At 69.8% G+C, this 21,749-nt stretch carries 18 protein-coding genes and 3 tRNA genes; 16 read left to right on the top strand and 5 right to left on the bottom strand.

What is annotated here, in order from left to right; genetic code table 11:
• Positions 1-10: 10 nt before the first annotated feature.
• Positions 11-538 (top strand): galactose-6-phosphate isomerase subunit LacB, encoded by a 528-nt coding sequence (gene lacB, locus H6A23_RS07310; RefSeq protein WP_204831541.1) that lies wholly within the window; start codon positions 11-13, stop codon positions 536-538.
• 239 nt (positions 539-777) lie between these two features.
• Here the strand turns inward: lacB and H6A23_RS07305 are convergent, their stop codons facing one another.
• Positions 778-2,520 (bottom strand): IS1634 family transposase, encoded by a 1,743-nt coding sequence (locus tag H6A23_RS07305; RefSeq protein WP_204831540.1) that lies wholly within the window; start codon positions 2,518-2,520, stop codon positions 778-780.
• Positions 2,521-2,854: 334 nt separating this feature from the next.
• Between H6A23_RS07305 and H6A23_RS07300 the strand changes: the two genes are divergently transcribed.
• The 4 genes from H6A23_RS07300 to H6A23_RS07285 all read left to right on the top strand — a co-directional run bounded on the left by H6A23_RS07300 (position 2,855) and on the right by H6A23_RS07285 (position 5,042).
• Positions 2,855-3,436 (top strand): hypothetical protein, encoded by a 582-nt coding sequence (locus H6A23_RS07300; RefSeq protein WP_204831539.1) that lies wholly within the window; start codon positions 2,855-2,857, stop codon positions 3,434-3,436.
• Between the two features lies 1 nt (position 3,437).
• On the top strand, positions 3,438-4,466 hold the full coding sequence (locus H6A23_RS07295) for a Ppx/GppA phosphatase family protein (protein ID WP_204831538.1): 1,029 nt from the start codon (positions 3,438-3,440) through the stop codon (positions 4,464-4,466).
• 20 nt (positions 4,467-4,486) lie between these two features.
• Positions 4,487-4,571, top strand: a tRNA-Leu gene (locus tag H6A23_RS07290).
• 395 nt (positions 4,572-4,966) lie between these two features.
• Positions 4,967-5,042: transfer RNA gene (locus tag H6A23_RS07285), tRNA-Glu, on the top strand.
• A gap of 91 nt (positions 5,043-5,133) precedes the next feature.
• Here H6A23_RS07285 and H6A23_RS07280 read toward each other — a convergent pair.
• Complete coding sequence (locus H6A23_RS07280; RefSeq protein ID WP_204831537.1) at positions 5,134-6,093, bottom strand: hypothetical protein; 960 nt, start codon at positions 6,091-6,093, stop codon at positions 5,134-5,136.
• Positions 6,090-7,130 (bottom strand): response regulator receiver protein, encoded by a 1,041-nt coding sequence (locus H6A23_RS07275; RefSeq protein WP_204831536.1) that lies wholly within the window; start codon positions 7,128-7,130, stop codon positions 6,090-6,092. Before H6A23_RS07275 ends, H6A23_RS07280 begins: the two co-directional genes overlap by 4 nt.
• A gap of 257 nt (positions 7,131-7,387) precedes the next feature.
• Here H6A23_RS07275 and H6A23_RS07270 point away from each other — a divergent pair, with 257 nt between their 5' ends.
• Positions 7,388-8,602: an iron-containing alcohol dehydrogenase gene (locus tag H6A23_RS07270; RefSeq protein ID WP_087319497.1), complete on the top strand. Its 1,215-nt coding sequence runs from the start codon at positions 7,388-7,390 to the stop codon at positions 8,600-8,602.
• A gap of 559 nt (positions 8,603-9,161) precedes the next feature.
• On the top strand, positions 9,162-10,001 hold the full coding sequence (locus H6A23_RS07265) for an HAD family hydrolase (RefSeq protein ID WP_204831535.1): 840 nt from the start codon (positions 9,162-9,164) through the stop codon (positions 9,999-10,001).
• Positions 10,002-10,181: 180 nt separating this feature from the next.
• On the opposite strand, the gene H6A23_RS07260 is transcribed toward H6A23_RS07265, so the two are convergent.
• On the bottom strand, positions 10,182-11,708 hold the full coding sequence (locus tag H6A23_RS07260) for a Mur ligase family protein (RefSeq protein WP_204831534.1): 1,527 nt from the start codon (positions 11,706-11,708) through the stop codon (positions 10,182-10,184).
• Positions 11,709-11,767: 59 nt separating this feature from the next.
• On the opposite strand from H6A23_RS07260, the gene H6A23_RS07255 reads away from it, so the two are divergent.
• The 4 genes from H6A23_RS07255 to nagB all read left to right on the top strand — a co-directional run bounded on the left by H6A23_RS07255 (position 11,768) and on the right by nagB (position 14,402).
• Positions 11,768-11,843 (top strand) — tRNA-Val (locus tag H6A23_RS07255).
• A 164-nt stretch (positions 11,844-12,007) separates the two neighbouring features.
• Complete coding sequence (rph, locus tag H6A23_RS07250; protein WP_204831533.1) at positions 12,008-12,739, top strand: ribonuclease PH; 732 nt, start codon at positions 12,008-12,010, stop codon at positions 12,737-12,739.
• Positions 12,740-12,783: 44 nt separating this feature from the next.
• Positions 12,784-13,407 carry an RdgB/HAM1 family non-canonical purine NTP pyrophosphatase gene (rdgB, locus tag H6A23_RS07245; protein WP_204831532.1) on the top strand — a complete coding sequence of 208 codons (624 nt, stop codon included), beginning with the start codon at positions 12,784-12,786 and terminating at the stop codon, positions 13,405-13,407.
• Between the two features lie 260 nt (positions 13,408-13,667).
• Complete coding sequence (nagB, locus tag H6A23_RS07240) at positions 13,668-14,402, top strand: glucosamine-6-phosphate deaminase (protein ID WP_204831531.1); 735 nt, start codon at positions 13,668-13,670, stop codon at positions 14,400-14,402.
• 301 nt (positions 14,403-14,703) lie between these two features.
• Here nagB and H6A23_RS07235 read toward each other — a convergent pair whose 3' ends face one another.
• Entirely contained in the window at positions 14,704-15,510 is an 807-nt protein-coding gene (locus H6A23_RS07235) for an MBL fold metallo-hydrolase (protein ID WP_204831530.1), read from the bottom strand.
• Between the two features lie 83 nt (positions 15,511-15,593).
• Here H6A23_RS07235 and tilS point away from each other — a divergent pair, with 83 nt between their 5' ends.
• The 5 genes from tilS to H6A23_RS07210 all read left to right on the top strand — a co-directional run bounded on the left by tilS (position 15,594) and on the right by H6A23_RS07210 (position 21,643).
• Positions 15,594-17,102 carry a tRNA lysidine(34) synthetase TilS gene (gene tilS / locus H6A23_RS07230; RefSeq protein ID WP_204831529.1) on the top strand — a complete coding sequence of 503 codons (1,509 nt, stop codon included), beginning with the start codon at positions 15,594-15,596 and terminating at the stop codon, positions 17,100-17,102.
• 71 nt (positions 17,103-17,173) lie between these two features.
• Complete coding sequence (gene hpt / locus H6A23_RS07225; protein WP_204831528.1) at positions 17,174-17,725, top strand: hypoxanthine phosphoribosyltransferase; 552 nt, start codon at positions 17,174-17,176, stop codon at positions 17,723-17,725.
• 57 nt (positions 17,726-17,782) lie between these two features.
• Positions 17,783-19,747, top strand: coding sequence for an ATP-dependent zinc metalloprotease FtsH (gene ftsH / locus H6A23_RS07220; RefSeq protein ID WP_204831527.1), 1,965 nt, complete (start codon positions 17,783-17,785; stop codon positions 19,745-19,747).
• A gap of 307 nt (positions 19,748-20,054) precedes the next feature.
• Complete coding sequence (locus H6A23_RS07215) at positions 20,055-20,363, top strand: winged helix-turn-helix domain-containing protein (protein WP_204831526.1); 309 nt, start codon at positions 20,055-20,057, stop codon at positions 20,361-20,363.
• A gap of 95 nt (positions 20,364-20,458) precedes the next feature.
• Positions 20,459-21,643, top strand: coding sequence for a pyridoxal phosphate-dependent aminotransferase (locus H6A23_RS07210; protein WP_204831525.1), 1,185 nt, complete (start codon positions 20,459-20,461; stop codon positions 21,641-21,643).
• Positions 21,644-21,749: the final 106 nt, after the last annotated feature.

Genomic DNA, 21,749 nt, shown 5'->3' with positions numbered 1-21,749 from the left:
GGGACAAGAAATGACCAAGAAGATCGTCGCCCTCGGCTGCGACCACATCGTCACCGACGAGAAGACCTACCTGCACGACCGCCTCGAGGAGGCCGGCTACGAGGTGCTGGACTGCGGCACGTTCAGCCACACCCGCACCCACTACCCCATCTACGGCAAGGCCGTGGGCGAGGCCGTGGCCTCCGGCGAGGCCGACCTGGGCGTCGTGCTCTGCGGCACCGGCATCGGCATCACCAACTCGGTGAACAAGGTTCCCGGCGCCCGCTGCGCCCTGGTCCGTGACATGACGAGCGCCCTGTACGCCCGCCGCGAGCTCAACGCCAACGTCGTCGGCTTCGGCGGCAAGATCACCGGTGAGTTCCTCATGGCCGATATCATGCTCGCCTTCCTCGAGGCCGAGTACGAGTCCACGCCCGAGCGTGACGCCCTGGTGGTCAAGATCGACGCCGTCAACAAGGCCGACGCCGAGGCTCAGGCCGATCCGCACTTCTTCGATGAGTTCATCGAGAAGTGGGATCGCGGCGGCTATCACGACTAGTGCGGGCTTGCGTCCTGTGGCATAGCACCTCCTCATCAGACGGGCCCGGGACTCCCGGGCCCGTCTGCGCTATGCGGCGCGGGTCGCTCGAACTCACCGGCGCCCTGCGGTACATGGTGCCGCACGCCGCGAACGCCGTGGGAGTACAACCTGACTTTTGCAGCTGAAAAGGGCGGTTCTCCACCGTCTAGCTGGGAGAACCGCCCTCTCCTCGATGACTTTTCACGACGTGGTACGCCTCAGCTCCTCGGTTTCCTCACGGACGCCATGATCTCGCGCACCCTGCCCTTGGACGCGACCCGGCGCGTCAGGTCGATGCCTGCCGCCTCGCCGAGCGCGTCGGTCAGGTCGGTGCGGTAGTCGAAGATCCAGTGGTTCCCGTCGAGGCGGTGCCCAACGACGCCCGAGAGCGCCTCCTGCACCGCGCCGGCCGAGGGCCTCGACCCCGTCGCCCGCCCGACGTCGGCCTGCATCAGGCGCATGACGAGCAGCGCCAGGAAGCACACGAGGAAGTGGGAGCGGATGTGCGCCTCGGTTGACACGTAGACCGGCCGCGCGTCCACCTCCCCCTTGACCACGCGGAACGACTCCTCGATCCTCCGCAGGCCCCGGTAGCAGTCGATGACCTCCCCGTCGGCCATGTCCTGCTCGGAGGTGACGATGCAGTAGTACCCGTCGCAGCGGGCGTCCTCGGCGATCCGGGCCTCGTCGAGGACCCAGGCGGTGGCGCCGACCTCGCCGGTCTCGGGGTCCACGGGCACCGGCCTCGCGTAGCGCGAGCTCGACCTCTCGTAGGCGCGCGCCGCGTCGCCGCGCGCGATCGCGCGCAGGCTCTTCTCCACCACCTTGGCGCGCTCGGCGCGGCTCCTCTCCGCGTACCTCCTGGACCAGAACGCCACCTGCTTGACGGGCACCATGACCCTCTTCCTGCGGCCGTCCTCGCCGGTGACGTAGACCGCCTTCTCGCCGATGCGGGACTTCACCTTGTACGTCCCCTCCTCGTTCGAGGCGTAGCCCTCGTCGGCCAGCACCCAGGACCTGAGCCCGGCGTCCGCCCTGCGCACGCTCTGCGAGAAGACGTAGCCGCTGCCGTCCAGGATGCAGCGGGCGATGTTCGCCGAGGCGTTGAGGCCCTTGTCGGCGACCACGACGACCCGCTCCGGGCTGTCGGGCCCGAACCGCACGCCCGCCCCCTCCATCGCCGGCACGAGCGTCGCGACGTCGGGCGCGTTCCCCGGGAACAGCGCGTAGTCCAGCGGGATCCCGTCGGCGTCGAGGAACAGCCCCATCTGCACGATCGGGCTCGGCCGGTGCTCCTTGGAGACCCCGCGCATGCGGAAGCCGTCCTCGCCCTCGACCTCGAAGAAGAAGTTGGTGACGTCGTGGTAGAGCACGCGGGTGTCCCGGGGGCCGCGCGCCGCCTCGAGCGAGGCGTTCGCGTGCGCGACCAGCTCGCCGCGCCTCTCGTCGAGGTAGGTGAGCGCGCGGTAGACGTCGCCGAGCGAGAAGGGGCACTTGCGCGGGAAGGCGGATCTGTCCTCCCAGGCGCCCTTCTTGGACGACGGGTGGGCTATGCGGTCCCACACCAGCAGCTCGAGCACGCGGTAGGGGTCGAAGGAGACCCCCCTCGCCGTCCTCCTGCGCTCGAAGAACGACCACAGCCCCAGGTCCCGGTTGAGGTAGGCGTCCACCACGGCCGCCCCGAGCTCGACGCGGGCCTCCCCGTCGCGCTTGTCGATCCTCTGCAGGGGGCCGATCTTCACGATCACCGGCTCGGTCCCGGCGCGCCTGGCCTCGTTGCGCCTCGCGCACTCCTCGGTGAAGTGCCCGATCGGGTCGGCGATCCCGGAGCGCTCCAGGTCGTCGACGTAGCCGAGGCTCTCGACGGTGCGGGACATGTTCTTGCCGCGCTCGTCGCGGTAGGCCTCCACGATCGTGAGGTACGCGCGCCCGTTCTTCTTCTTTGACTTCCTGAGGTACATATCCGGCCCCTGACCTGCGGGAACAATATGTCCCATCATGTCATGCACCGACAAGCACCTAGTATAATAGTCATATGATCGACACAAAGAAAAAGGCCCTCTAGCAGGGCCGATGGCGCGCTATTTATCCGATACGGCTGCAAAACTCGGGAGGGCCCGTGAGCTGGGCGTTGTTCTCGACGAGCTTGACGCTGCGGCCCTGAATGAGCTTTGGGGCCGTGCGAAGGCGGAGGAGAACCTCTGAGCGCGCCCCCGTGCCGCCGCCCGTCTGGTATAACTAAGGCAGACACAGCGTACAGCCCAGCCAAACACGAACCAGAAACGAAGCAGCGGCATGAGCGAGAGAGTACTCACAAGACCCAGCCTGAGAGTCGGCATGGGGGCACGCCCGGCATCCGCGGGCGCGCCCGGCCGGCGCGTCTCGCGCGCCCAGGGCGTGGCGAGGAGGGCCCCCGGTCGGCGCGCGGAGAAGGGCGCGCCCGCGCGCGGCGACGCGGGAAGGCGTCCGTCGGACCCGTCTCTCCTGCGCGGCGTGCGGGAGGTCGACGCATCCGGCCTGCTCTCGCGCCTTCGCGCGCCGATCGTCATCGCCGCCGTCGTGCTCTTCGTCCTCGTCTCGGTCTACCCGCCGGCGCAGGGCCTCTATCGCGCGTGGCGTGACCAGGGCGTGAAGCAGGAGACGCTTGACGGGCTCAACGCCAGCATCGAGGAGTATCAGGGAGACATCAGCCGCCTCCAGACCCGCGAGGGCATCGAGGACGAGGCGCGCCGTCGCGGATTTGTGGACGAGGGCGAGGTCGGCGTCGTGCTCGAGGGCGCGCCGGAGGAGTCCGACGACGCCCCCGCCAACGAGGGCGAGGCGCTCCCCTGGTACGTGGTCATCGGCGACCTCGTCTTCCAGTACAAGGGAGAGTAGCATGACGCGCGTGGCCTGCATCGACATCGGGACCGTGACCGCCCGCCTCGCCGTGGCGGACGTCGAGGGCGGGCGCGTGACCCGCCTCATCAAGCACTCGGAGATCTGCAACCTCGGCGAGGGGGTCGACGCCACGGGACGGCTCCGGCCGGACGCCATCGAGCGCGTCTTCTCCTGCGTGCGCGGCTACGTGGCCCTGGCCGTCGAGGCCGGAGCCCCCGCGGCGTGCTGCACCCTCACGAGCGCGGCCCGCGACGCGGAGAACTCGCGCGACATGACGTCTGCGCTCGAGTCCCTGGGCCTCTCGCCGCTCGTCATCCCCGGCCGGATTGAGGGCTCGCTGACGTTTCTCGGCGTGGCCCAGGACTTCCGGGGCCGGCGCATCCTCGTGGCCGACAACGGCGGCGGCTCCACCGAGCTTGCCCTCGGGTCGCTGGGGGAGGACGGGGCGTTCGACCTCACCTACGTGCGCTCGGTCGACGTGGGCTGCCGCCGGGTGACCGAGAAGTACCTCCAGGCTGCCCCGCTGCCGACCGCGGGCGACCTGGCTGCCGCCCACGCCTTCGTCGCCGAGGGGTTTGTCCCGGCCGTCGAGGAGGGCGGGCTCTGGGCAGCCGGCTCCGAGCGCGCCGTCGCGGGCGCCCCGGAGGCGCTCGTCGTCTGCGGTGGCACGGTCACGAGCCTCGTGGCCATGGATGCCGAGCTGGAGCCCTATGACTCCGCGCGCGTCCACCTTGCCAGCCTCACGCGCGAGAAGGTCGAGGCGCTCGAGGCCCGCCTTGCCGGCCTTACCGTCGAGCAGCGCGCCGAGCTGCCGGGCCTGCAGGCCAAGCGCGCGCCCGTGATCCTGGGCGGCGCCGTTGCCATCTCCGAGCTCATGCGCCAGACGTCCTTCTCGGCGCTTCAGGCGAGCGAGTCCGACCTGCTCTTTGGCCTGGCCCTGACGGCCGCGGCCTCGCTCGACGGGACGGCCTCGCCGGTGGGCTGGCGCCCCGAGATGCATGCCCTCCCGGAGCGCCCGCTGCGCTAGGATGGTATGAGCGCGCACGCGGGGGCGTGGCGGAATTGGCATACGCAGGAGACTTAAAATCTCTCGCCGCGAGGATTGTGGGTTCGAGTCCCACCGCCCCTACCAGCGATTTCTTGCCCGGGAAGTGCCGTCCCGGGCATTTTGCTGTCGGATGGTTTCGGATGCGCTTAGGCTTTTGGGGTCATTGCGCGCCCGCGGCGTCCGCGCGTTAGCGATTTGGGCTTGTTGCGGCGCCTTGCGCATATGGGGTTAAGAAATCCGTGCCATTGCGCGCCCACGGTGGCGAGAAGAACCTGCGGGCCGCGCTCTCCGCGCCCGTCCGCGCGCAGCGGGCCCCGACGGGCCGCCGCCGGGCGCCCCGCGCCCGCAACAGCCCCGAATCCCTAACGCGCCTTGCGCCGCCACCTGCAACGACCCCAGGATACTAACCCCCACGTGCTGCCAGCGCCACAATGACCCCGAAATCCTAACGGCACCCCGTCTGGTATACTCTCCCGTGCGTCCCCATCGTCTAGTGGCCTAGGACATCGCCCTTTCAAGGCGACGACACGGGTTCGACTCCCGTTGGGGGCACCACGAGCCTGAGGCCCGGATCGCCGCGCGGTCCGGGCCGTCTGTCAGCGGGGGATGTTCCCAGCTGCCCGGCGAGAAGGCCGTCGCGCCCAAGCTACCAGTCCAGATCGTTCTTCTCGGCAAACCGCCGCGCGGATGCCACGAGCCAGTCATGGCCCTGGCACCAGTTGATGAAGTCGGGCACGTCGGCGATGATGGGCTCCGCCTCGCGCACGGCAAAGACGCTCTCCTCGAAGCCGCCCGGCGTGACGTCGGGCCGGTCGGGGAGGTAGGGCTCCACGTAGGTGGGGCGCAGCAGCGCGTAGGCCCCGCCGGGGCAGAGCTGGTCAAAGCCGCGCAGGGCGCGCCGTGCCGCGCTCATGCGGTCGAGCTTGTAGAGGAGGATCACCCGCGCGAGGTGGGACCAGGGGTCGCCCTGGCGGGAGAAGCGCGCGTCGAGCTCGTCAAAGCCCTGCTCGTCCTCCAGCCGCGCGAGCGCGAGGGCGTAGGTGTGGCGGGCGCCGAGCGGGTCGGACGGGGAGGCGTCTATCACGGAGGCGGCCGCGCGCCCGGCCATGCCGTAGCGCGCCGTGTCGAGGCAGGTCCTGGCCAGCGCCGCGCGCAGGCGCAGGTGGGGCCGGTAGAAGACGTCGTCCCAGGCGTCGCCCGCGGGCACGTCGTCCGAGGAGAAGTCGCGCTCGAGCTCGATGAGGCCCCGGAACAGGAGGTCGGGCTCGCGGTCCTCCGTGAGCAGCTCGAGCAGGCATGCGTCGAGGCTGCTCTCGTCTATCTCGCGCGCGAGGGTGAACTCCGCGTGCGCCTTCGCGAGCCTGCGCGAGCGCTCCGCCTCGAAGGCCGCGTCGTCGAGCAGGTCGTCGTTTCTGCAGCTCGCGCGATAGGCGTCGAGCGCCCGCGCGATCACGAGCATCGCGCGCTCGGGCGTGTGCTCGATGAACGACTCGGGGTTCTCGCGCACGGCGAGCACCAGCTCGGCATAGGCCTCGTCGGAAAGCGGCCCCAGCTTCTTCAGGCGACGCTGCGCGCAGCGCTCCACGAGCTCGTCCCATGCGTTCACGACTGCTGCGCCCCCTCTCCCGCCGCTATCGCCTCGCGGGCCGCCTTGGGGTCGATGCGCGCGGCCTCGCGGGCCACCCAGGCGCCGAAGGTGCCCCTCCCGGAGCGGTCCGTCCCCTCCTGCAGCAGCACGATCCCCTCGCTGACGGCGAGGATGAGCTCGTCCTCGCTATAGGGGGCCACGTGCAGCCGGGCAAACTCGCCGTCGGGGAGCTCGGCCTGGCGGATGAGCGCCATGGCGCCGCCCGGGTACTTCCGCAGCAGCTTCTCGATCCCCGTGCGCGCGACCATGGGGTTGCCGTTGTGAAACGCGAGCGAGGCGCCGGCGAGCAGGGTCCAGGCGTCGTCGGCCGGCCGGCCCGAGGCGAGCGCGGGGTAGCGCTTTGTCAGCGCCAGCCAGCCCTGCAGGTCCTCGAGCTTGGCGAGGGCGTAGGCGAGCGTGAAGCGGACGTCTGAGGTGTCGCGCGGGTCGGACGCGAGGAGCCGCTCGGAGGCCTCGGCCGCAACGCGGTTGCGGCCGCAGATGAGCGCCTCCTCCGCAAGCGAGGCGAGCCAGCGCCAGTAGGGCCGCATCGCGATGTCCGCCGCCAGGGCCGCCCGCTCGCCGCGCTGCTCGGCCAGCGCCCGGTCGCGCGCCTGCTCGCAGGAGGCGCGGACCTCGTCGGCCCGGTCGCTGAGGAAGCGGTAGCGCTCGTCGAGCGAGCTGGTGCGCGAGGACGAGAGCATGCGCACCGCGTCATGGCACGCCGGGTCGAGCCGCAGGGCCTCCTCGAGGAGCTCCTTGCCGCGCTTGATGAGGCCGGGCGCCTGCTCGTCGGAGGCAAAGGGGAGCCGCTGGTCCACCACGTCGCTCGCCATCACCACAAGGTGGAAGGCGCGGTCGGCGTCCGTCTGGGGGAGGCTGTCGCGGTCCTGCGCGAAGCGCCGCCCAAACGAGGCGAAGGCGCGCGCGGCAAGCGCGGGGTCGCCCTTGTCGAGCTCCTCCGCAAAACGCAGGCTCAGCCGCTGGTAGTCCTCTCGCCGTGGGTCGTGCGCCATGGTGCCCCCTCTCGTCTTCCTATGGTAGCCGAGAAGGGCGCGCGCCGCGCGGCTGCGATGGCGCCGGGGGGCGCCCGGGAACCCGTTTTGCGCGGGAAACAGCGCAATGTTGCCGGACCATTTCGCTATACTAAATCCGGCCGAGTCGCCGACCCCTTGACGGCCCGGGTGGTACTTCTCGTTCGGCGAAAACGGGGGAGATGGTCCCCCGCTCGAATCCGTCGCGGTGGCGGCGGCATAGGAATTGGAGGAGTGTTATGGGACGTTTCACCAACCCGCGCGACCTGTACTTTGGTGAGGGCGCTCGCCACGAGGTCAAGAACCTCAAGGGCTCCCGCGCCATGATCGTCACCGGCGGCGGCTCCATGCGTCGCGGCGGCTTCCTGCAGGACGTGGAGGCTGACCTCAAGGAGGCCGGCTTCGAGGTTGAGATCTTCGAGGGCGTCGAGTCCGACCCGTCCGTCGACACCGTGAAGCGCGGCGCCGAGGCCATGCAGAAGTTCCAGCCCGACTGGATCATCGGCATCGGCGGCGGCTCGCCCATCGACGCGGCCAAGGCCATGTGGCTCTTCTACGAGTACCCCGAGGAGACCTTCGAGCAGGCCATCGTGCCCTTCAGCTTCCCCGAGCTCCGCACCAAGGCCAAGTTCTGCGCCATCGCCTCCACCTCCGGCACCGCGACCGAGGTCACGGCCTTCTCCGTCATCACCGACTACGAGAAGGGCATCAAGTACCCGCTCGCCGACTTCAACATCACGCCTGACGTGGCCATCGTCGACCCCGAGCTCACCTACACCATGCCGCAGAAGCTCTGCGCCCACACCGGCATGGACGCGCTGACCCACGCCATCGAGGCCTATGTCTCCACCGCGGGCTCCATGTTCACCGACGCCAACGCTCTCCACGCCATCCGTGAGATCGTCGAGTGGCTGCCCAAGTCCTACCAGGGCGATCACGAGGCCCGTCAGCACATGCACGAGGCCCAGTGCATCGCCGGCATCGCCTTCTCCTCGGGCCTGCTCGGCATCGTGCACTCCATGGCGCACAAGACCGGCGCCGCCTTCACCGGCGACCACATCATCCACGGCTGCGCCAACGCCATGTACCTCGGCAAGGTCATCCAGTTCAACGCCAAGGACGAGCGCGCCAAGAGCCGCTATGCCTACATCGCCAAGGAGGTCCTGCACCTCGCCGGCGAGACCGAGGACGAGCTTGTTGCCGCCCTCGTGCAGGAGATCCGCGACCTCAACGACAAGCTGGACATCCCGCAGGGCATCAAGAACTACGGCAAGGGCGGCGTGAAGGCCGACGAGTCCATCATCGACTACGCCGAGTTCGAGTCCAAGAAGGCCGACGTGGCCGCCAACGCCATCCTCGACGCCTGCACCGGCTCCAACCCGCGCCAGCCGTCCCAGGAGGAGATGGAGAAGCTCCTCGAGTGCGTCTACAACGACGTCGACGTGGACTTCTAAGCCGCGCGTTCCCATCGCCTTTGTGGGGGTCGGGCCTTCGGGCTCGGCCCCCCTTTTTGCTGGCGAGAAGGACGGCCCGCCGCGCGCCCGCTTCCGCCCGCGCGCCGCTTCCGGTGCCCGTCCGCGCCCGCCGCGCGCCCGCTGCCCGCCGCGTGCCGCTTCCGCCCGCGCCCACCGTTTCTGCTGCCACCTCCCATCCGCTTAGGGAATCGGGGCCGTTGCACGGTCATCCCGCGCGCCCGCCTAGAGAATGGCGGTCGTTGCGGGACGACGGGGCGCGTGCGTTAGAGAATGGGGTTCGTTGCATCGCCCGCGGGCTGCCGGCGCCACGTTCTTCTCGCCTGCGGGGCCGTCCGGGCGCAATGGCCCCGGATTTCTAACAGTTCTTTAGATCAGGCCCGCAACGACCGCCGTTCTCTAAGCAGGTAGGGGCCGTAGTATCGCAACGACCGCGCTCCACTAACCCACGCCGCCCGCCGCTCGGTGTCCCCGCGCCTTTCATGACGCTTACCTTTGTCAGGTACAATGCCCCATCGGAAACAGTGCGCGAGGAGGATTGATGGGCGAGAAGAACGGCGCCGTCGCGTTTTTTGACGTTGACGGCACGCTGGTGTGGCACGACTTTGAGAAGCTGCGGAAGCGGGCGAAGGAGGACACGGCCTCCGAGGCTCTCCAGATTCGTCCGAGCGAGGCGGTCTACGAGGCGTTTTCCCGCATGCGCGCGGCTGGCAACCTCACCTTCATCTGCACCGGCCGCCACCTGCCGTTCATTCCGCAGGCGATTCGCGACCTCAATCCCGACGGCTTTGTGGCCGGGGCCGGGGCGTTTGTGTGCGTGGGCGATGAGGTGGTGCGCGCCGAGTTCATCGGACGCGACCTGCTCCTCGAGACGGCGCGCCGCTTTGTGGGCGCGGGCGTTGACGTCACCTTTGAGGGCGACGAGGACAATGTGGAGCTCAACCCCTCCGGACGTCCCGCGCGCCTGCCGGGCTCGCGTCTTGCGCGCACCGTGGAGGACGTGGCCGCGCTTGCCGCGGAGCGCCGCTACAGCAAGTTCTGCACCGCCAACGTCGCCGTCGAGGATCTGGAGCCGCTGCGCGACTTTCTCGATGCGCACTACACGATCTGCGACCTCCAGGGCGGCGTGCTCGAGTTCTCGCTCCTGGGCGTCGACAAGGGAACGGGCATCGAGGCGGCCCTCGCGTACCTGGGGCACGGGCGCGAGAACACCTTCGCCTTTGGCGACTCGGAGAACGACCTGCCCATGAGGAGCGCCGTCGAGACCTTTGTGGCCATGGGAAACGCGCTGCCCAACGTGCGTGCGGTGGCCGACTACGTGACGCTCACCGCGGCCGAGGAGGGCGTGCCCGCGGCGCTCGAGCACTTCGGGCTCATCTAGGCGCGCAGCGAGCTGTGGGTGGCTCCGCGGGGCCGTCCGCGAGCGACACTTCGCGAATGACGCCCCGCGAGTGACAGCTTTTGGACGGATGGCCGGCTTTTGAGGCCCTCGTCCGTCCGAAAGGTGTCACTCGGCGTATCGGCGGCCACCACCCGGCGCGTCGGTGCCGGCCCGCTGGCGCTACGCCGGGTGGCGCGCGTCGTGGGCGGCCACGCCCCGGCGCGCAAGCTCGCAGTCGGAGACGCAGGGGACAAAGCCCTCGCGCGTGAGCTGGTAGGCCTCGTGCCCCTTGGCGAGGAGCAAAACGACGCTCTTCTCGCCCTCCGCGAGCTCGAAGGCGCGCGCGGCCGCGGCCTCGCGGTCGATCACGACCTCATGGGGATAGCCCTCCGGGAGCGCGCGCTCCATCTCGCGACAGATGTCGAGCGGGTCCTCCGTCCAGGGGTCGTCCGCGGTGAGCACCACGTAGTCCGCATAGCGGGCCGCGACCTCGGGGAGCTCGTGGCGGCGCTCCCGTGCCTTGCCGCCCACCGCGCCAAAGACGGCGATCACGCGGGCGCCTGCGAAGGTGCCTGCGACGGCGGAGAGCAGAGACTCAAACGCGAGCTTGTTGTGCGCGTAGTCGACGATGGCGGTGAGCTGGCGGTCAGCGCTGCGATAGAACTCCATTCGGCCGGGCACGCGCGTGCGCGCGAGGCCGCGGACGATGTCGTTGGGCCCCACGCCCAGCAGGTGCGCGGCAAGCGCGGCGGCAAGCGCGTTGGAGACGCTGAAGTCCCCCGGGAAGGGGAGTTGCACACGCCGCTCCCAGCCATCGAGGTGCAGCGTGAAGGCAACGCCCTCCTCCGAGTGCGCGATGCCGTCCGCCCAGGTGTCCGCCTCGGGGCGACCGATCCCAAACGTGAGCGTGTGCGGCGCTCGCGCGGCCGCTTCAAGAACGCGGTCGGCGTGGTCCGAGTCCAAGTTCACGACCGCGGTCCTGCACTGCGAGAAAATCTTGAGCTTGGAGGTGAAGTAGTCCTCGAAGTCGACGTGCTCGACGGGCGAGATGTGGTCAAGCCCGATGTTGAGGAAGCAGGCCACGTCGAGGTCCACGCCGTAGGTGCGGTCGTACTTGAGCGCCTGGCTCGAGACTTCCATCACCAGGGCGGCAAGCGCCGCGTCGCGCGCGTTGGCAAGATGGCGCCAGAGATCCGGTGCCTCGGGCGTGGTGTTTCTCGAGGGCTCGTCCGCGCGGCCGTCGAAGGTCTCCACGGTGCCGATCATGCCGCAGCGCCTCTCGCCGTGTGCCGCGTCCACGATGGAGCGGAGCATGTAGGCCGTCGTGGTCTTGCCCTTGGTGCCCGTGATGCCCACGGTGGGAAGGTCGCGGTCCGGGTGGCCAAAGGCCTCGGCGGAGGCAATCGCCATGGCGCGGCGCAGGTCGGAGGCCACAAGGGCAGGGACGCCGGGTGCGTGCGCGGCAAGCTCGTCCGCGCGGGCGGCGTCGCAGAGATACGCCGTGGCGCCCGCGGCGAGCGCCGACTCGAGAAACGCCGGCGTGAAGGCCGCCCCCTTGCAGACGAAGAGGTCGCCGGGCCGGACGGAGCGCGAGTCGCAGGAGGCACCCGTCACGGCGACGGTGCCCGCCCCCTCGGGCGCGGGCACGGCGAGCGTCCCGGCCGCCTCGACGGCCCGCGCGATGTCTCTGAGCGTCGTAGTCTTCATAGGGCTAAGTATAGCCGCGTCTCGGCGACGCTGCGCCGTATGCTAGACTTCAGGTGCCCGGGCGATTGGCGCAGCGGCTAGCGCAGGTGCCTTACACGCACAAGGTCGGCGGTTCGAACCCGTCATCGCCCACCAGCCATCCTCCGGCCCCCGCCTGCCGCGCGCGACGGGGGCCTTTTCATGGCGGCTCGCGGCAGCTGCTAGAATTAATCCGCCCTGTGGAGGGGTCCGGAAGAAAAAGCGCAGGTCGCTGAAGCGCCAGCCGCCTACAGGGCGGATTAATTTTGAGGGGAGATGCCATGACGGAAGAGTCCGCTCGCTCATATGGCCGCACGGCCTCGGAGATGCGCCCGGTCACGCTCACGCCCGGCGTCATGAAGAACGCCGACGGGTCGTGCCTCGTGGAGTTTGGCGACACGCGCGTGCTCTGCTCGGCGACCGTCGAGGAGGGCGTGCCCAACTGGCGCAAGGGGTCGCATGCCGGCTGGGTCACCGCCGAGTACGCGATGCTGCCAGCCTCGACCAACCGGCGCACGCCGCGCGAGTATCGCGGCCGCAAGGGCCGCTCGATGGAGATCGAGCGCCTCATCGGGCGGAGCCTGCGCGCCGTCACGCGCCTCGACCGCTTGGGCGAGATTACGATTACGCTGGACTGCGACGTCATCCAGGCGGACGGCGGCACCCGCACCGCGTCGATCACCGGCGCGTGGGTGGCGCTCCACCAGGCGCTGCTCGGGCTCGTCGAGGCCGGAAAGCTCCCGCGCCTGCCGCTCACGGGGCGCGTGGCCGCCGTTTCTGCGGGCGTGGTGGGCGGCATCGCCCTGCTTGACCTGGACTATCCCGAGGACTCCCATGCCGAGGTCGACCTCAACCTCGTGGGCACGGGCGCCGGGGACATCGTGGAGGTCCAGGGTACCGGCGAGCGCGCCTGCTTCGACCGCGCGCAGCTGGACGCCCTGCTTGACCTCGGCCAGGCCGGCATCGCCCGCCTGGTGGACCTTCAGGCCCAGGTGACCGGCTATCGTGCCTAAAAGGGGTCTGTCCCCTTTTAGGCAAGTTTTCAAGGAGGAACGACATGGCTGAGACCAACATCGCCGAGCTCGACCCCGCGCGCACCGTGGTCGTGGCAACCGGCAACGCGCACAAGGTCGTGGAGATAGAGACCATTCTTGCGCCCGTGATGCCCGGCGTGCGCTTTGTGGCGCTTGGCGAGCTGGGGGACTTCCCCGATCCGGTGGAGGACGGGGAGACGTTCTTTGACAACGCCCTCATCAAGGCGTGCGCGGCGCAGGCCGAGACGGGCCTGCCCATGGCGGTGGCCGACGACTCCGGCCTCTGCGTGGACGCCCTGGACGGCGCCCCCGGCATCTTCTCGGCGCGCTGGGCCGGCGAGCACGGCAACGACGCCGCCAACAACGAGAAGCTCATGGCGCAGATGGCGGAGGTGCCCGACGAGGCCCGCTCGGCCCGCTTCCACTCCTCGGTGGTGCTCGTGCGCGGGGACGAGGTCCTGCGCGGGGACGGCGACTGCGAGGGTGTGGTGGGCCGGGAGCCCCGTGGCGAGCATGGCTTTGGCTACGACCCGCTCTTCCTGCCCGACGAGACCCCGGGCCGCACGATGGCCGAGCTCACGCTGGGCGAGAAGAACCTCATCTCGCATCGCTTCCACGCCCTGGAGGACCTCGCCGCCAAGCTGTAGGTGCCGGCGGGCGGCCCCGCCTGCGGCGTTTTTGCGCCGCTCGTCCAAATGGGTGGCGAAACATGTTGGCAATGAGGCACAATCGATAATCGTCCGGGATGGGGAGTCCCGGGTCGTCGTGGACGGGCAGGGGCCTCGACGCGACGGGTCCTTCTCATAGCTTTTGGCGGCCTCGCCCTGGTGGTCGCAGTCACATTGGCCGCGGCCGATGGGGCCGCACGGCGGGCGAGGAGCTTGCCGATCTATGGAAGGGATGCATTATGAGAATCGTTCGCGCCAAGGACTACGAGGACATGAGCCGCAAGGCGGCCGCCGTCATCGCGTCGACCATCACCCTCAAGCCCGACTGCGTGCTCGGCCTTGCCACCGGCTCCACCCCCATTGGCACCTACCAGAACCTCGTGGCCGCCTATGAGGCCGGCGAGCTCGACTTCTCCGGGGTCAAGACCTACAACCTCGACGAGTATCGCGGCCTGCCCGGCGAGCACGACCAGAGCTATCGCTACTTCATGAACGTGAACCTCTTCGACCACGTGAACATCGACAAGGCCAACACCCACGTGCCCGACGGCCTGGCCGAGGACTACGAGGCCGCCTGCGCCGCCTACGACGAGGCCGTCGCCGCTGCCGGCAGCCAGGACCTGCAGCTCCTGGGCATCGGCAACAACGGCCACATCGGCTTCAACGAGCCCGGCGACGCCTTCGTGAAGGGCACCCACTGCGTGGACCTCACCGAGTCCACCATCCAGGCCAACAGCCGCCTCTTCGACAGCATCGACGACGTGCCGCGCCAGGCGTTCTCCATGGGCATCGGCACCATCATGGCCGCCAAGATGATCCTCGTCGTGGCCAACGGCGACGCCAAGGCCCAGGCCGTTCACGACATGATCTACGGCCCGATCACGCCGGCTTGCCAGGCCTCCATCCTGCAGCTGCACCCCAACGTGGTGGTCGTGGCCGACGAGGCCGCGCTCGCCAAGTGCCCGGAGGCGTAGGCGCGCGTCGCGCATCTTGCGTCCGTCAGGGGGGCGATTCCCGGCAGGGGGGGGGTCGCCCCCCTCGTCATGCGGGTCCTTCTCGCCCGACCCCCATCCGGGAGGGGCATACACGCGAGTGTGTTCCGGGAGTGCGGCCGCACTGGGCGTAAAAAGGACGCCGGTGCGGCCCGATGGGGCCGATGCGTCAAGAAGTGCCCGCCGCGACGCCGCAGACTGACCGCACTCGCGAGCGCGGTCCACGAGTGCGGTCTGGGAGCGGGCTCGCACGCGTGGCGCCGTGCGGCAGGGGCGCCTGCCTCTACCAGACCGTGAGCGGCCAGTCCTGCGCGGCGCAGCAGATGGTGAGCCGCCCGTCAGGCGTGCGCGCCTCGGTGAAGGCGTCGTTTGCGGCCTTTGCGCCAAGCGCCCCCGCGAGCGCGCGCACGCAGACGCTCGGCCGGTTGTTCTCCTGCGAGAGGTGCATGGCCACCACGGTCTCGGTGTCCTCGCCTACGAGCGAGCCCAGGGCCTCGGCCGCCTGGGCGTTGGAGAGGTGCCCCGTCCGCCCGGCCACGCGCGCCTTGAGGTAGCCGGGGTAGGGCCCCGTGGCGAGCATGCGCTCGTCGTGGTTGGACTCGAGGGCGAGGATGCGCACGCCCGCGAGCGCCTCGCGCGCCTCGGGGCCCAGCTCGCCGGTGTCGGTGCAGAACCCAAGCGCGTCGTCGCCGGTCGAGAACCGGAACCCCATCGGGTCCGCGACGTCGTGCGAGGTGGGGAAGGCCTGCACGCGCATGCCAGCCAGCTCGAAGGCGTCGCTGTGCCCCACGATGGTGAAAGGCAGCGCCGAGAGATACGGGCGCGCCGCCGCCGTGCCCGCGGTGGTCACGAGCTCGCCCTCGAAGTGGTTGCAGAAGACGGTGAGCCCGCCCACGTGGTCGGAGTGCTCGTGGGTGAGAAGGACGGCGCGGATGCCCGCCATGTCCAGCCCGAGCTCGGCGGCGCGGGCGAGAAGCGCCCTGCGCGAGATGCCGCAGTCCACGAGGACCGACCCCTCCGGCCCCTCGATGACGGCGGCGTTTCCCTTGGAGCCGCTGGCCAGGACGTGCAGGTGAATCTCGGGGGTCATCGGTGTCCTCTCGCTGTCGTACACTCTTCCCGTGCGGCGCCGCCCGGGCCGCACGTACTAGGGTAGCCGTTGGGAGGCAGCGCATGCCAAGTGTTTCTCGCCGATATGCCATGGGCCGCAACCGCTTTGCCCGGCCGAGCGGCCGGCCGGACGAGGAGCGCGCCGCCCCCGTGGTGCTCATGGTCTCGGGCGGGGCGGACTCGACGGCCCTGCTCGTGCTCGCGGCGACCTCCGCGCTCGACATAGAGGACGGCCGCGGGACCGCCCGCATCGCCCGCGAGCGGCTGCACGTGCTCCATGTCAACCACGGCCTGCGCGGCCTGGACGCGGACGAGGACGAGGAGTTCGTCTGTGACCTCGCCGCGCGCTTCGGCATCCCGTGCACGATCCGGCGCGTGGACGTGGCGGCGCTCGCCGGGTCCGTGCCGGGCGGAAACGTGGAGAACGCCGGCCGCGAGGCACGCTACGCGGAGGCGAGCCGCCTCGCGAACGAGCTCTCCTCCCGCTTTGGCACGCCGCGCTCGGCCGCGCGCATCGTGACGGCGCACACGGCGGACGACCGCGCGGAGACCTTCTTCATGAACGCCATCCGCGGCACGGGTGCGGCGGGCCTCTCGTCCATCCCGCGCCGTCGCAACCGCATCGTGCGGCCGCTGCTGGACCGCACGCACGCGGAGCTCTGCGACCTCCTGCGCATGCGCGGGATCGTCTGGCGCGAGGACAGCACCAACGAGGACACGCACTACCTGCGCGCCTTCGTGCGCCACGAGCTGCTGCCCATCGCGCGGGAGCGCAACCCGCGCGTGGTCGCGAGCCTGGCCACGACCTGCGACATCCTCTCGGAGGAGGACGCCTACCTCACCTCGGTCTCCTCGCGCGTCCTGCGCGAGCTCACGCGGCGCGAGGCGGAGGGCCTTATCGTGCTCGACGCGGCGCGCCTCGCGGCGACCGAGGTTGCCATCGCGCGCCGGGTGGTCCGCCAGGCGATCCTCTCCGTCTGCCCGGAGGCCCGCCTCGAGGCGCGGCACGTTGCCTCGGTGCTGGAGCGCGTCGCGGTGGGGGAGGGCTCGCTCACCGTCCCGATGGGCGCGGACGCCCGCGTCGAGCACGGGCTTCTCGCCATTCGGGCGCGCATTGCGCCGCCCGCGCCCGTCGCCGCCTGGCTCGAGGTGCCCGGTCGGCTGGAGCTCCCGGACGGCCGCGCGCTCACGGCGCGCGTGCTGCGCGCCCCCGAGGGCGCGGACGCGGCGGCGCGCGCCCGGGCCCACGCGCTCGAGTGGGAGGGCGCCTCGGTGCTGCTCGATGCCATGGCGGTCGGGGTGGACCCGGCGCGCGGCGGGCGCCTCTGGGTGGACGTCCCGCACGCGGGCGAGGTGCTCTGCCCCCTGGGCATGCACGGGCAGTCCAAGAAGCTCTCCGACCTGCTTGGCGAGGCCCGCGTCCCCCTCGCGGAGCGCGCGCTCCTGCCCGTCGTGCACACCTCCCCCACGGGCTCGGTCGCGTGGGTGGCGGGCGTGCGCGCGGACGAGCGCATGCGGTGCGGCCCGCAGACGCGATGGCTGCTGGAGTTGACGCTCATCGTGGGCGAGTAGCAGGTCGTGCGCTATTCTGGAACAGTCGAGCCGCCGTGGGGCGTCGGGTGACGCCCGGAAAGGGGAGTGCCATGGAGTCGCTGCATCCCGACGTTCAGGGGATTCTGCTCAGCGAGAAGGACATCCAGGACGTCGTGAGCCGCATGGGCGCGGAGATCTCACGCGACTACGCCGAGAAGAACCCGCTGGTCGTGGCCGTTCTGCGGGGTGCCGTGGTCTTCATGGCCGACCTCATGCGCGCCATCGACTGCCCGATGGCCATCGACTTCATGGCGGTCTCGAGCTACGGCGAGGGCGCCAAGAGCTCGGGCGTCGTGCGGATCGTGAAGGACCTCGACACCAAGATCGAGGGGCGTGACGTCCTTATCGTCGAGGACATCCTCGACTCCGGCCTTACGCTCTCCTACCTCATGCGCATGCTCTCCAACCGCAACCCCGCCTCGATCGAGGTCGCGGCGTTCCTCGTGAAGGACGTGCCGGGCAACCGCCCCGCCGTCACGCCGCGCTACGTGGGCGCCCACGTGCCCGACGAGTTCATCGTGGGCTACGGCCTCGACTTCGCGGAGCGCTACCGCAACCTGCCCTACATCGGCATCCTCAAGCCCGAGGTCTACCAGAAGTAAGACGTCCGGCCCCCGGCCGGCGGGGCGAGAAGCCCGTCGCACACCGTAAGGAGAACTGTGTCCCAGCAGAACAAGCCCGACCGTCCGACCCCGCCGGGGCTGCCCGGCCCCGAGCGTCGCCGCTCCATCGTCATCTCGACGGCCATCGTCGCGGCCATCGTGCTCTACCTGGTCTTCTCGATGGGCGGGGCCCTCGCCCCGGGCAGCCAGGCGCCCGACACCCTCGCCACCAACGAGTTCGTGACCGCGGTCAAGGACGGCCGCGTGCACGATGCCACCTACAAGACCTCGGACGGCAGCGTCTCCGGCACCTACTGGCATGACGAGAAGGACGCGGAGGCGGAAAACGAGGACGCCCTCGTGCGTTACACGAGCGTCTACGTGGGCACGGACTCGCTCGCCGAGCTCATGGCCGACCATCCGGACGTCACCTACAAGATCGACACCTCGGACTCGGCGATGCTCGAGACGATCCTGCTCTCCGTGGTGCCCACGCTCCTTCTGGTGGGCGTCTTCGTGTTCTACATGAACCGGATGTCCGGGCAGCAGGACAAGACGATGTCGTTTGCCAAGACCAAGGCCAAGACGGCCGAGAGCGAGCGGCCCAAGGTCAAGTTCTCCGACGTCGCGGGCATCGACGAGGCGGTGGAGGAGCTTCAGGAGGTCCGCGACTTCCTCTCCGACCCCGAGCGCTACCACAGCATGGGCGCCCGCATCCCGCGCGGCGTCTTGCTCGTGGGCCCTCCGGGCACGGGCAAGACGCTGCTCGCCAAGGCCGTGGCCGGCGAGGCGGGCGTGCCGTTCTTCTCGATCTCGGGCTCCGACTTCGTGGAGATGTTCGTGGGCGTGGGCGCCTCGCGCGTGCGCGACCTCTTCAAGCAGGCCAAGGAGGCCGCCCCCTGCATCGTCTTCATCGACGAGATCGACGCGGTGGGCCGCCAGCGCGGCGCCGGCCTCGGCGGCGGGCACGACGAGCGCGAGCAGACCCTGAACCAGCTGCTCGTGGAGATGGACGGCTTCGAGGAGAAGTCCTCGGTCATCCTCATCGCCGCGACCAACCGCCCGGACATCCTCGACCCGGCCCTCCTGCGCCCCGGCCGCTTTGACCGGCGCGTGACCGTGGACCGCCCCGACGTGCGCGGCCGCGAGCAGATCCTGCGCGTCCACGCCGAGGGCAAGCCCTTCGCCAAGGACGTGGACTTCGAGCGGCTCTCCAAGATCACGCCGGGCTTCACGGGCGCCGACCTCGCCAACCTCATGAACGAGTCGGCCCTGCTCGCCGCGCGCCGCCACAAGGACACGATCGGCCCGGGCGAGGTCGAGGAGGCCATGGAGCGCGTGATGGCCGGCCCGGAGCGCAAGAGCCGCGTGATCACCGAGCGCGAGCGGCGCGTGATCGCCTATCACGAGTCGGGCCACGCCCTCGTGGGCCACGTGCTCGAGAACTCCGACCCCATCCACAAGATCAGCATCGTGAGCCGCGGCCAGGCGCTCGGCTACACCATGCAGGTCCCCGAGGAGGACCACTTCCTCGAGACGCGCGACGGCATGCTCGACCAGATCGCCGTCCTCCTTGCTGGGCGGACGGCCGAGGAGCTCTTCTGCGACGACATCACCACGGGCGCGAGCAACGACCTCGAGCGCGCCACCAAGCTCGCGCGCACGATGGTCACGCGCTACGGCATGAGCGACGAGCTGGGCGCGCAGGTCTTTGGCGAGGCGCAGCACGAGGTCTTCCTCGGGCGCGACTACGCCAACCACCAGGACTACTCCGCCGAGACGGCCAAGCGCATCGACGACGAGGTCGAGCGCATCATGCGCGAGGGCCACGAGCGGGCGCGCGCGGTGCTCGGGGATCGCCGCGGCCAGATGGACACGATGGCGCGCGTGCTCCTGGAGCGCGAGACCGTCGAGGGGGAGGCCGTGGACGCCCTGCTCGAGGATCACTGGGACGAGTACGCCTCACGCGAGAAGGGTGCCGGCGAGAAGGACGCCGGCGAGAAGGAGGCGCCCGAGGCGTAGCCCTCTCAGAGCATAGTGAACGGTGCTGCCGGTTATGGAGTTCTTCTGAACGCATGACCGGCAGTTTTTCTGTCTCTCACAAAAAAGTGAGAGGAGTTCCTATCAAAAACTGCGGACCTTGCCAAAGCCCTGCTCGTCAGAGAATGGGCGGCGGGGCGTAAGAGGTGGGGTACGTTCAAATAACGAGCAGCTAGATGCGGGTAACGCAAGGGTTTGGCGCGCGCCGGGATGTTACGTTCTGCAGGTGGATGCGGGAATGCTTCCGAAGGGGGTCCCGCCGGAGCGTAGCGCAGGGGAGGTATCACGGTTGGCCAGGCAAGCGCCGCAGAGCGTCCGTGTTCAGATCAACGAGACCGACCGAGCGCTCCTCGACGTGGTGGGCGAGCATGTCGGCGGGCCCAACGTGACCGCCTCCATCCCCAACCGCGCGTTCGTGGACTGCATCAACAAGTCCGCGCAGACGGTCAGGCGCTCCTGCCAAAAGCTCGAGCGGATGGGCCTCATCCGAAGCTGGCGCTGCAAGCGCGCGGACGGGAGCTTTGACGCCAACAAGTACGAGGTCACGCTCGTGGGGTGGGCGGTGCTCGCCGGCTCCCCGGAGCGGGATAAAACCTGATAATGGCTGGGGGCGGAGCGTCCCAGAGGGTCCCTCGCGCGAGTACAATGGGCCGCAGCAACGTGCGAGCGGCGGTGCCGCGAGAGGAGAGCAGCATGTCACTTAACGAGAAGAGCGTCGCCTACGGCGCGCAGAAGTCCTCCATTCGAGAGATCTCCGCCTATGCGGGGGAGCGAAAGGCCCAGATCGGGGCCGAGAACGTCTTTGACTTCTCCCTCGGCAACCCCTCGATCCCGGCGCCGGATGCCGTGCGCGCCTCCATCGAGAAGAGCCTCACGCTGCCGGCCACCCAGCTTCATGGCTATACGCCCGCCAGCGGCCTGCCCGCGGCGCGCGAGGCCGTTGCCGCGAGCCTCCGCCGCCGCTTCGGCGAGGGCGCGGCTTGCGCCGGGGACCTCTATCTCACCTGCGGTGCCGCCGCGTCGCTCTCCATCTCGTTCCATGCCGTTGTGAATGCGGGCGACGAGGTCATCGTGATTGCGCCGTACTTCCCCGAGTACCGCGTCTGGATCGAGACGGCGGGCGCCACGTGCGTCGAGGTGCTTGCCGATGCCGCCACGTTCCAGGTGGACGTGGACGCCGTCGCGGACACCGTCACGCCGCGCACCAAGGCCGTGGTCATCAACTCGCCCAACAACCCGGTGGGATCGGTCTACTCCCGCGCCAACCTCGAGGCGCTTGCGGGCGCGCTGCACGAGGCGGAGGAGCGCCTCGGCACCACCATCTACCTCGTGGCGGACGAGCCCTATCGCGAGATTACCTACGGGGCCGAGGTGCCGTGGGTGCCGTCCGTCTACGACCGCACGATCGTGTGCTACTCCTACTCCAAGAGCCTGTCGCTGCCGGGAGAGCGCATCGGCTGGGTGCTCGTGCCGCCCACCAACCCCGAGCACGACGAGCTGGTGCTCGCCGTTGCTGGCGCCGGCCGCAAGCTGGGCTTTGTCTGCGCGCCGGCGCTCTTCCAGCGCGTGCTCATGGACTGCGTGGACTGCCCGAGCGACGTTGCGGCCTACGCCGAGAACCGCCGCGCGCTCACCGAGGGGCTCTCTGCGCTGGGCTACGAGTTCATCGAGCCCGAGGGCGCGTTCTACCTGTGGGTCAAGGCGCTCGAGCCGGACGCCAACGCCTTCTTCGAGCGCGCCAAGGCGCTCGAGCTGCTGCCCGTGCCGTCCGACTCGTTCGGCTGTCCCGGCTGGGTGCGCGTGGGCTACTGCGTCTCCCACGAGACCATCGTGAACTCCCTGCCCGCCTGGAAGAAGCTGGCCGAGAGCTATCGCTAGCCGCGTGCCAAGGGGACGGAGGAGCCGCCACCGCTCCGTCCCCCGGCACGTTCTGGGAAGCGGGGACGGAGCGGTGGCGGCTCCTCCGTCCCCCTGGCACAGGGAG

Origin of the sequence: Olsenella uli (genome assembly GCF_016900775.1) — a bacterium.
GTDB lineage: Bacteria > Actinomycetota > Coriobacteriia > Coriobacteriales > Atopobiaceae > Thermophilibacter > Thermophilibacter uli_A.
This window is presented reverse-complemented; position numbering and strand designations above follow the sequence as displayed.

What these genes read in the sequence shown, in the direction of transcription:
- lacB (WP_204831541.1), top strand. Translation starts at nt 11, where the DNA reads ATGACCAAGAAGATCGTCGCCCTCGGCTGCGACCACATCGTCACCGAC.
- H6A23_RS07305 (WP_204831540.1), bottom strand. Translation starts at nt 2,520, where the DNA reads ATGTACCTCAGGAAGTCAAAGAAGAAGAACGGGCGCGCGTACCTCACG.
- H6A23_RS07300 (WP_204831539.1), top strand. Translation starts at nt 2,855, where the DNA reads ATGAGCGAGAGAGTACTCACAAGACCCAGCCTGAGAGTCGGCATGGGG.
- H6A23_RS07295 (WP_204831538.1), top strand. Translation starts at nt 3,438, where the DNA reads ATGACGCGCGTGGCCTGCATCGACATCGGGACCGTGACCGCCCGCCTC.
- H6A23_RS07275 (WP_204831536.1), bottom strand. Translation starts at nt 7,130, where the DNA reads ATGGCGCACGACCCACGGCGAGAGGACTACCAGCGGCTGAGCCTGCGT.
- H6A23_RS07270 (WP_087319497.1), top strand. Translation starts at nt 7,388, where the DNA reads ATGGGACGTTTCACCAACCCGCGCGACCTGTACTTTGGTGAGGGCGCT.
- H6A23_RS07265 (WP_204831535.1), top strand. Translation starts at nt 9,162, where the DNA reads ATGGGCGAGAAGAACGGCGCCGTCGCGTTTTTTGACGTTGACGGCACG.
- H6A23_RS07260 (WP_204831534.1), bottom strand. Translation starts at nt 11,708, where the DNA reads ATGAAGACTACGACGCTCAGAGACATCGCGCGGGCCGTCGAGGCGGCC.
- rph (WP_204831533.1), top strand. Translation starts at nt 12,008, where the DNA reads ATGACGGAAGAGTCCGCTCGCTCATATGGCCGCACGGCCTCGGAGATG.
- rdgB (WP_204831532.1), top strand. Translation starts at nt 12,784, where the DNA reads ATGGCTGAGACCAACATCGCCGAGCTCGACCCCGCGCGCACCGTGGTC.
- nagB (WP_204831531.1), top strand. Translation starts at nt 13,668, where the DNA reads ATGAGAATCGTTCGCGCCAAGGACTACGAGGACATGAGCCGCAAGGCG.
- H6A23_RS07235 (WP_204831530.1), bottom strand. Translation starts at nt 15,510, where the DNA reads ATGACCCCCGAGATTCACCTGCACGTCCTGGCCAGCGGCTCCAAGGGA.
- tilS (WP_204831529.1), top strand. Translation starts at nt 15,594, where the DNA reads ATGCCAAGTGTTTCTCGCCGATATGCCATGGGCCGCAACCGCTTTGCC.
- hpt (WP_204831528.1), top strand. Translation starts at nt 17,174, where the DNA reads ATGGAGTCGCTGCATCCCGACGTTCAGGGGATTCTGCTCAGCGAGAAG.
- H6A23_RS07210 (WP_204831525.1), top strand. Translation starts at nt 20,459, where the DNA reads ATGTCACTTAACGAGAAGAGCGTCGCCTACGGCGCGCAGAAGTCCTCC.